The 2,550-nt window shown below is 59.2% G+C and carries 2 protein-coding genes and 2 pseudogenes; 2 read left to right on the forward strand and 2 right to left on the reverse strand.

Annotated features, from left to right (window positions below; translation table 11 throughout):
- A pseudogene (locus AUR_RS20440) lies at positions 1-122 on the reverse strand (ABC transporter ATP-binding protein); the annotation flags it as partial.
- A gap of 110 nt (positions 123-232) precedes the next feature.
- Here AUR_RS20440 and serB point away from each other — a divergent pair.
- Positions 233-1,144, forward strand: coding sequence for a phosphoserine phosphatase SerB (gene serB, locus AUR_RS00340; RefSeq protein WP_062096859.1), 912 nt, complete (start codon positions 233-235; stop codon positions 1,142-1,144).
- A 605-nt stretch (positions 1,145-1,749) separates the two neighbouring features.
- Positions 1,750-2,118: a hypothetical protein gene (locus AUR_RS00345; RefSeq protein WP_021470443.1), complete on the forward strand. Its 369-nt coding sequence runs from the start codon at positions 1,750-1,752 to the stop codon at positions 2,116-2,118.
- Positions 2,119-2,252: 134 nt separating this feature from the next.
- On the opposite strand, the pseudogene AUR_RS00350 reads toward AUR_RS00345, so the two are convergent.
- Positions 2,253-2,550: pseudogene (locus AUR_RS00350) on the reverse strand (sugar ABC transporter ATP-binding protein); the annotation flags it as partial.

Here is a 2,550-nt window from a genome sequence, read left to right on the forward strand (position 1 = left end):
GCGCCGTTGGGGCCCAGGATGACCCAGCGTTCGCCCTCATTGACCTGCCAGTCGACCTTGTCCAGCAGTGCCTTTTTGCCTCGGACAACGCTAACGGAAGCCAAATCCAGAACATCACTCATAGGAGTAGACACTAGGACAAAAATGAAGATGACTGATAACCGGCGTGAACGCCGCATTGTGAAGCAAAACGAATTCGGGTGGGTGCGGCTCCGTCGATAGGATTGACGGCATGACTTCGAACTTGGCTGCGGTCAGCTATGGCGTGAATGTGAATCCCGAATCCCTGGATGAGGTGCGTAAGGCGCTGGCCGCTTTCGGTGCCACGGTGTGGTCGGAATCCAGTACGTCGTCAACAACACAGTCCGGCGATGCCCGCTACGAGGTGCACACCATCAGTTTCTCTGCCGAGGCCGGCACTGCCGAAACCCTCGGGACGCTTCGCCGCCTGGTGTCCGACGCGGCGCCGGCCGGAATCGATGTGGCGGTCGTTCCTGCGGCCCTGCGCGAGGCCGGGAGGAAGCTGCTGATCATGGACGTCGACTCGACCCTTATCCAGCAGGAAGTCATCGAGTTGCTGGCCGCCCACGCCGGAAAGCGCGACGAAGTGGCCGCAGTCACCGAGGCGGCCATGCGTGGCGAGTTGGATTTCGCCCAGAGCCTTCACGCCCGCGTAGCCGTGCTGGCAGGCTTGCCCGCCGCCGTCGTCGATTCCGTGCGTGACGAGGTGCGCCTCAGTTTGGGTGCGGCGGAACTGGTGGCCGCGTTCAAGGCAGCCGGCCACGTTGTCGCCGTTGTTTCCGGGGGCTTCAACCAGATCCTCGGACCTATCGCCAGGGATCTCGCCTTGGATCACTGGATTGCCAACGAACTGGAGATCGTCGACGGCGCTTTGACAGGAAAAATTCTTGGCGCAGTGATCGACAGGGCAGCGAAGGAAAAATACCTGCGCGAGTGGTCTGCAGCTGCGGGCATCCCCCTTGAACACACCATTGCCGTGGGCGATGGCGCCAATGACCTTGACATGCTGGGTGCCGCGGGTATCGGCGTTGCCTTCAACGCAAAGCCGGCTGTTCGGGCAGTGGCGGATGCTGCCGTCAACATGCCTTACCTCGACGCAGTACGGCACATCGCCAACGTCTAGCTCTTCTTTGGGGCCCGTCGACGTCACGAAAACCGTTTAGGACATACCTATAGGGCGTGACCATCGCAAGAGCGTGGCAGCTTCACTGCCTCCCATGCCTGCGGTGGTTGCGCCACAGCGCGTGGCATGGCACCTGATCCAGCCTGGTGACGTTCCCGTGTTGTTCCGTCTGCCGGCGTGTTCCAGTTCGTGTGGCAGGCAAAAAATGTGACCGGTCAGCTCGGCGGCTGACCGGTCACATTTTTTTGTGCCGTAGGCGCGCGGAATTGAAAATCCTGGTGCCACTATTCGTGACGCGGAATTATCAAGTCTTATCCAAGTCTTTACCGAAATGCCGATCAACGCCATCGGTTTCCTTCATTGCAATTAGTGCGTGATATGTTCCTATTTCCAACAGGAAATCCGCTGTCCTTTCCGGCTGCGGAAGATCAGTGCTAGGGCATGGTGTGAGCGGTTCGCGTAACGCATGGAAGTGGTGGAAACGCCGTGAGGAAGTAAAGCCGCCGAAAGGTCATCACGACCTTCCCGACGACCGTTTAGTGCCCTTGCATGAAATCTTTCCTGGGGAGAACACCGGTTACCAACCAGAACAGGAAAATGTAGATATGAGCTCGCTCGATGACGCCGTAAAGCAGTTGTTGTCCATTGAAGGTGCCACTGCGGCGGCCGTGGTGGACCACACCAGCGGAATGGCTTTGGCGCAGGGCGGAAGCCCCGGTTTTGACCTGGGGGTTGCCGCCGCCGGTAACTCCAACGTCGTCAGTGCGAAGATCCGCACGATGGCGGACCTCGGCCTGGACGGCGACATCGAGGACGTCCTCATTACGCTGGAATCGCAGTACCACCTGATCAACGTTTTGAACTCCACCGCCGCGAAAGGGCTCTTCGTATACCTGGTGCTTGACCGGACGTACGCAAACTTGGCGCTGGCGCGGCATAAGCTCAAGAACATCGCGAAGGTGATTTCAATCTGATTCCACCACAACACGTCTGATTCGACAGCAACAAGAAGGGGTGGACCGGCCGGAAGGCGGGTCCACCCCTCTTTGTGGAAAATTGAATGCTGCTGCCGGGCAGCGGAAGAACCTCGCTACCCGGCGGCCTTCTGTCATCCCGGCAGGAGCGTGTCTGTCACGCCTTTTGAACGACGGGCCGGGCTGTTCCCTGACGCGAACTTGTCACCCAGCATGTGGTGCACCAGGACATCCTCATTGGTGTTCGCATTGGCTTCGATGGATACCAGCTCACCGTCGCGCATCACGCCAATCCGGTGGCACCATCCGACGAGCTCGGACAAGTCGGAGGAATGGAGGATGATGGCCACTCCCGTTTCACATAGCTCACGGAGCATCCTGTAGACAATCTCTTTGGCGCCAATGTCTATGCCCCGGCTGGGGTGGCTAAGG

The organism is Paenarthrobacter ureafaciens (genome assembly GCF_004028095.1).
GTDB classification, from domain to species: domain Bacteria; phylum Actinomycetota; class Actinomycetes; order Actinomycetales; family Micrococcaceae; genus Arthrobacter; species Arthrobacter ureafaciens.

Bases quoted from the DNA above. Each gene is read 5' to 3' on its own strand.
- serB (WP_062096859.1), top strand. From the start codon at position 233: ATGACTTCGAACTTGGCTGCGGTCAGCTATGGCGTGAATGTGAATCCC.
- AUR_RS00345 (WP_021470443.1), top strand. From the start codon at position 1,750: ATGAGCTCGCTCGATGACGCCGTAAAGCAGTTGTTGTCCATTGAAGGT.